Origin of the sequence: Rudaea sp. (genome assembly GCF_036383415.1) — a bacterium.
In the GTDB taxonomy this organism is placed as follows: domain Bacteria; phylum Pseudomonadota; class Gammaproteobacteria; order Xanthomonadales; family Rhodanobacteraceae; genus Rudaea.
Window position 1 is genome coordinate 1 of sequence record NZ_DASVOK010000147.1, and the last position, 5,513, is coordinate 5,513.

General features: G+C 65.6%; 5 protein-coding genes and 2 pseudogenes. 5 read left to right on the forward strand and 2 right to left on the reverse strand.

Translation table 11 applies throughout. The annotated features are described in order from the left end of the window. Both VF497_RS05760 and hemB read right to left on the reverse strand, forming a co-directional pair. Positions 1–396: pseudogene (locus VF497_RS05760) on the reverse strand (shikimate dehydrogenase); the annotation flags it as partial. Positions 397–399: 3 nt separating this feature from the next. Next, the gene (hemB, locus tag VF497_RS05765) at positions 400–1,395 is read right to left on the reverse strand and encodes a porphobilinogen synthase (RefSeq protein ID WP_330886675.1); all 996 of its coding nucleotides are present in this window, start codon (positions 1,393–1,395) and stop codon (positions 400–402) included. 225 nt (positions 1,396–1,620) lie between these two features. Here hemB and VF497_RS05770 point away from each other — a divergent pair, with 225 nt between their 5' ends. The 5 genes and pseudogenes from VF497_RS05770 to VF497_RS05790 all read left to right on the forward strand — a co-directional run. After that, the gene (locus VF497_RS05770; protein WP_330886676.1) at positions 1,621–2,073 is read left to right on the forward strand and encodes a hypothetical protein; all 453 of its coding nucleotides are present in this window, start codon (positions 1,621–1,623) and stop codon (positions 2,071–2,073) included. Positions 2,074–2,208: 135 nt separating this feature from the next. Beyond that, on the forward strand, positions 2,209–2,859 hold the full coding sequence (gene rsmG / locus VF497_RS05775; RefSeq protein WP_330886677.1) for a 16S rRNA (guanine(527)-N(7))-methyltransferase RsmG: 651 nt from the start codon (positions 2,209–2,211) through the stop codon (positions 2,857–2,859). Between the two features lie 171 nt (positions 2,860–3,030). Further along, positions 3,031–3,939, forward strand: a complete 909-nt coding sequence (locus VF497_RS05780) for an AAA family ATPase (protein WP_330886678.1) — start codon at positions 3,031–3,033, stop codon at positions 3,937–3,939. Between the two features lie 32 nt (positions 3,940–3,971). Further along, entirely contained in the window at positions 3,972–4,844 is an 873-nt protein-coding gene (locus VF497_RS05785) for a ParB/RepB/Spo0J family partition protein (RefSeq protein WP_330886679.1), read from the forward strand. 25 nt (positions 4,845–4,869) lie between these two features. Next, positions 4,870–5,409: pseudogene (locus VF497_RS05790) on the forward strand (sigma-70 family RNA polymerase sigma factor); the annotation flags it as partial. Positions 5,410–5,513: the final 104 nt, after the last annotated feature.

The window sequence follows — 5,513 nt, forward strand, 5'->3', positions numbered from 1 at the left end:
GGCGCCACCGGCGCCGAGCAGCAGCGTCCGACGTTCGCGCAGGTCGAGACCGTGGCGCCCGGTCAGATCGCGGATCAGACCGGGTCCGTCGGTGTTGTCGCCGCGCCAGGCGCCGTCGACGCGCGTCAGCGTGTTGACCGCGCCGGCGCGGCCGGCGAAATCGGAGGTCTGCGTGCACAGGCCGAATGCGTCCTGCTTCAACGGCAGGGTGATGTTTGCGCCGCGTCCGCCGGCGTCGGCGAAGCGCGCAAGCGTCGCCGCGAACGCGTCTGCCGGCGCATCGATCGCGACATAGTTCAGCGCGATGCCGGTCTGCTTGCCGAACGCCGCGTGGATGCGTGGCGACAGCGAATGCGAAATCGGGTGGCCGAAGACGGCGTAGTCCGGCGAAGTCATGGCTCAGCCCCGTTCTTTGAGATAACGCGCTGCGTCGAGCGCGAAATAGGTGAGGATCGCATCGGCGCCGGCGCGCTTGATCGAGGTCAGCGATTCGAGCACCACAGCCTTTTCATTGAGCCAGCCGTTCTGCGCGGCGGCCTTGAGCATCGCGTACTCACCGGAGACCTGGTAGACGAAGGTCGGCGCGCCGAAGCGTCGCTTCACGCGATGGACGATGTCGAGATACGGCATGCCGGGCTTGACCATGACCGCGTCCGCGCCCTCGGCGAGATCAAGTTCGATCTCGCGCAATGCCTCGTCGCTGTTGCCGACATCCATCTGGTAGGTGTGCTTGTCGCCCTTGCCGAGATTCGCCGCCGAGCCGACCGCGTCGCGGAACGGGCCGTAGAAACTCGAGGCGTATTTGGCCGAGTAGGCAAGGATGCGGGTGTTCACGTAGCCGGCTTTTTCCAGTGCGGCGCGCATCGCGCCGACGCGGCCGTCCATCATGTCGGACGGCGCGACGATGTCGAATCCGGCTTCGGCCTGGGCCAGCGTCATCTTGACCAGCGCTTCGATGGTCATGTCGTTCAGGATGTAGCCGCTCGCGTCGATCAGGCCGTCCTGGCCGTGCGTCGTGTACGGATCGAGCGCGACGTCGCCGATCAGGCCGAGTTCGGGATACTTCGCCTTGAGCGCGCGCGCTGCGCGCTGGAACACGTTGTCGGGATTCCACGCCTCGCGCCCGTCCTCGGTTTTGACCGACGCGGGCGGCGAAGGGAACAGGGCCAGCGCCGGGATGCCGGCGGCGACGCATTCGCCGGCAAGTTTTTCGAGCTGGTCGATCGACACGCGGTCGACGCCGGGCATCGACGCAATCGGCTCGCGCTTGTCCGCGCCGTCGATGACGAACGCGACCATGATCAGGTCGCTGGGCAGCAGGGTCGTCTCGCGCATCAGCGCGCGCGAGAACGCATCGCGGCGCATGCGGCGCAGGCGGGTAGCGGGGTAGGGCATGGTTCGTCGTTACCTCGGGTGAGAACGCACACGATAATCCAAGCGGCGACGAGGTGAAATCGGGCAAGCGGTCGCAGTACGTCGGAAAATCGGGCGGTAATATTCAGCGGTGATTCCGAGATGCCTCGGCATACTTCACAAACGTTCGGAGATTCATCGTTGTACCGGACGTTTCCAGAGTCGTCGTTATTAGCTTCACATAACCTCTTGGAAGAGGGAACAAAAATGCTAGCCCCGATCGTAGTGATGGCGTTGTTGTGCGCCACAGTCCTGTTGTTCGTTGCGTCAATCAAGCGCATCCCCGAAGGCCAGGCCTATACCCTGCGCCGCGTCGACGGCCATATGCGCACGGTAGGCGCCGGCACCCACCTGGTCCTGCCCTTGGTCGAGCGCGTCGCGCACAAGATCCGCCTGTTCGGCAATGTCGTCGAAGTCGGCGAAATCGCGACCCCGGATCATGGCGCGTTGCACGGCAAGATCTACTACCAGGTACTTGACGCCTCCCGCGCCGACGCGATCATCGACGAGGTTGGCGTGCGCCTGCGCGAACGCTTGCCCGAGCTGGTCGCCGCGGCCCCGGCGCGGGATGCTGCCGCACGCAACCTGCATCTGAAGACCGAGCTGAACCGCAGTCTGCGCGAGCGCGGCCTGCTGGTGACGCGCGTACAGCTGGTCTGACGGAGCGGATTTCCGCTCCGGATTGGCCCCCGGGAGCGACTGCTCCGGATCGCTTGCGCGGTGGAATTTGCCGCGCGCTGCCGCGATACTTGCCGGCCCCGCCCCGCGTGGCCGTTCCGCGCCAGACCTGCCCGCATGCCCGCTGCCCCTCCCGCCATTGATCGCCCTTCGCTGCAGGCTCGCCTGCGTGCCGGCGCGGACGAACTTGGCCTGGCGCTGACGTTGGCCCAGAGCGAGCGCCTGATCGACTATGTCGATCTGCTCGTGCGCTGGAATGCGGTCTACAACCTGACCGCGGTGCGCGATCCGGCAGAAATGGTCACACGTCACTTGCTCGATTCGCTGGCGATCGCGCCGCTGGTGCGCGGTGCAACCCTGGTCGACCTCGGTACCGGTCCCGGCCTGCCCGGCATTCCGTTGGCAATCCTGGCGCCCGAGCGAAAAGCCACACTGGTCGACAGCAACGGCAAGAAGACACGATTCCTGCGCGAAGCCGTGCGCGTGCTTGGCCTCGCCAACGCGCGCGTCGATCAGGCGCGCGTCGAGGATCTGCAGGGACAATACGATTGCATCACCGCACGCGCGTTCGCCGCACTCGGCGACATCCTGACCTGGGGCGGCCATCTGCTTGCCGCCGACGGCATCTGCGTGGCGATGAAGGGTGTGATCGACGATAGCGAAATATCGAATTTGCCGTCCGGCTTTCGCATTGAGCGGATCGAGCCTCTGACGGTGCCGGGCTTGGGCGCAGCGCGACATGCCGTCATAATTAGTCGTTATCGCTGACGGCGTTGCCGTCACGATAACTGTCGCCGTTCGAGCGGCAGAGCCGCTCAACGCCGACAAAGCGGGAATGTGGGGTTCCGTCGCCGATGCGGCAGTGGCGGATTTTAGAAGTGCGTCAGGGATGGCTGCTTCGTGATCTTGCGATCAGGGACGAGCGCAGAGGTAACTCAAATGACGCGGATCATCGCGGTAGTGAATCAGAAAGGCGGCGTGGGCAAGACCACGACCGCGGTCAATCTCGCGGCGGCGCTGGCCGAGGCGAAGCGCCGCGTGCTGCTCGTCGATCTCGATCCGCAGGGCAATGCGACGATGGCCTCGGGCATCGACAAGCGCACCGCCAGGCCGACCGGTTGCGAGGTACTGCTCGACGAGGCGCCGATCGAGACGACGATTGTGCCGACGCCGGCCAATTTCGATCTGCTGCCCGGCAGTCGCGACCTGACCGCGGCCGAGATCAAGCTCATGGACATGCTCGCGCGCGAGTCGCGGCTGAAAGAGCAACTGGCCAAGCTCGGCCAGCGCTATCACACGATCCTGATCGATTGCCCACCGTCGCTGCACCTGCTGACCGTGAACGCGTTGACCGCGGCGAACGGCGTGTTGATCCCGGTGCAGTGTGAGTATTTCGCGCTCGAGGGCCTGACCAGCCTGCTCGACACGGTCAAGGCGGTACGCACGCGGCTCAATCCGCATCTGGAGATCGACGGCATCCTGCGCACGATGTACGACGTGCGCAACAACCTCGGCAATGACGTGTCCGCTCAGCTCGCCAAGCACTTCGGCGACAAGCTGCTGCGTTCGATGATTCCGCGCAACATCCGCCTCGCCGAGGCGCCGAGCCACGGCCAGCCGATCAATCTCTACGATCGCGAATCGCGCGGTGCGATCGCCTATTTCGGCCTGGCCGGCGAGTTGTTGCGGCGCGATCGTGCGGCAGCATCCACGGTTTCGGCCCAGCCCGCGGCGGCGACGGTGCCGATCGCGAATCCGCCGGTCGCACCGGTCGTCGACGGGAAAGCGGATGCCGCGCCGGCCGCGGAAGCGCCGCCGCCGTCCATCGCTTCGCTGCTCGTGCGCTAAACTAGCGCACACAGGATTTCCAGAGACACCACATGGCAGCTGCAAAGCGGCGCGGCTTGGGCTCGCGCGATCTCGACGTATTGCTCGGCGGCGGTGATGTCGCCGCGGAGACCGCCGCAGCGGGTGACGATCTGCGCAACCTGCCGGTCGGACGCATCGCGCCGGGCAAATACCAGCCGCGGCGCGTGTTCGATCAGGAAAAGCTTGCCGAGCTCGCCGCCTCGATCAAGGCGCAGGGCGTGATCCAGCCGATCGTCGTGCGCCCGGTCGGCGCGGATCGCTACGAAATCATCGCCGGCGAGCGTCGCTGGCGCGCTTCGCAGCTGGCCGGGCTGGCCGAGATTCCGGCCGTCGTGCGCGAGGTCGCCGATCCCGCGGTCGCGGCGATGACCCTGATCGAGAACATCCAGCGCGAAGACTTGTCCGCGCTCGAAGAGGCACACGCGCTGCGCCGCCTGATCGACGAGTTCAAGCACACGCACGAGCAGGTCGCCGAGGCGATCGGCCGTTCGCGCTCGGCGGTGTCGAATCTGTTGCGCCTGCTCGACCTGCCCGAAGAGATCAAGCGCCTGCTCAAGGAAGGTCAGATCGAGGCCGGCCACGCCAAGGCCTTGCTGACGCTGGAGCCGGCGCTCGCGCTCGGCCTCGCGCGGCGTGCTGCCGAGCACGGTTGGTCGGTGCGTGAGCTGGAGGATGCCGCGCGCAAAGCGCAGACGATGCCGCAGGGCAAGGCGAAAAAGGCCGTTTCGCGCGATGCCGATATCGTCGCGCTCGAGCGCGAGCTGTCCGAAAAGCTTGCCGCGCGCGTCGCGATCCAGCACGGCAACAAAGGACGCGGCAAGCTCGTGATCGGCTATCACAGCCTCGACGAGCTCGAAGGCATCCTCGAAAAAATCCGTCGCTGAGTCTTAACGAAAGTTTTGCGCAGATAACCCGGTCATGTCCCCTGTGAGCAGCAAGCAGCGACAGTTCGACGCGCTCGTACGCGGGTATTCGGGCGACCTGTTCCGCTACGCGTACTGGCTCTGCGGCGAGGAGGCGCTGGCACAGGATCTCGTGCAGGAATCGTTCCTGCGCGCGTGGCGATCGCTCGACAGTTTGCGCGAGGCCGCGGCGGCCAAGGCGTGGCTGATCACGATCCTGCGCCGCGAGCACGCGCGCCTGTACGAGCGCAAGACGCCGCAGTTCGTCGACGTGGATGAGGTCGAGGTGGCTGACGTGCGCGAGGCATTGACGCCGGAAGGTTCGGGCGAGGATGCATTGATTCGCGCGGCGATGCTGAAGCTCGACGTGAAATATCGCGAGCCGCTGCTCATGCAGGTGCTCGGCGGGTTTTCCTGTGAGGAGATCGCGCGCGAGTTGAACATTTCCAGTGCCGCGGTGATGACCCAGTTGTTCCGCGCGCGACAGAAGCTGAAGGCGATGCTCGGCAGCGAGCCGATCGAGGCACAGGTTTATGAATTGCGTTGAATTCCGGCGACAACTCGCGATCGATCCGCAGATGACTTCTGCGGACTTCGTGCAGCATCGCGCGGAATGCCCGCGTTGCGCCGAGGCACACGCGCGTGCGCTTG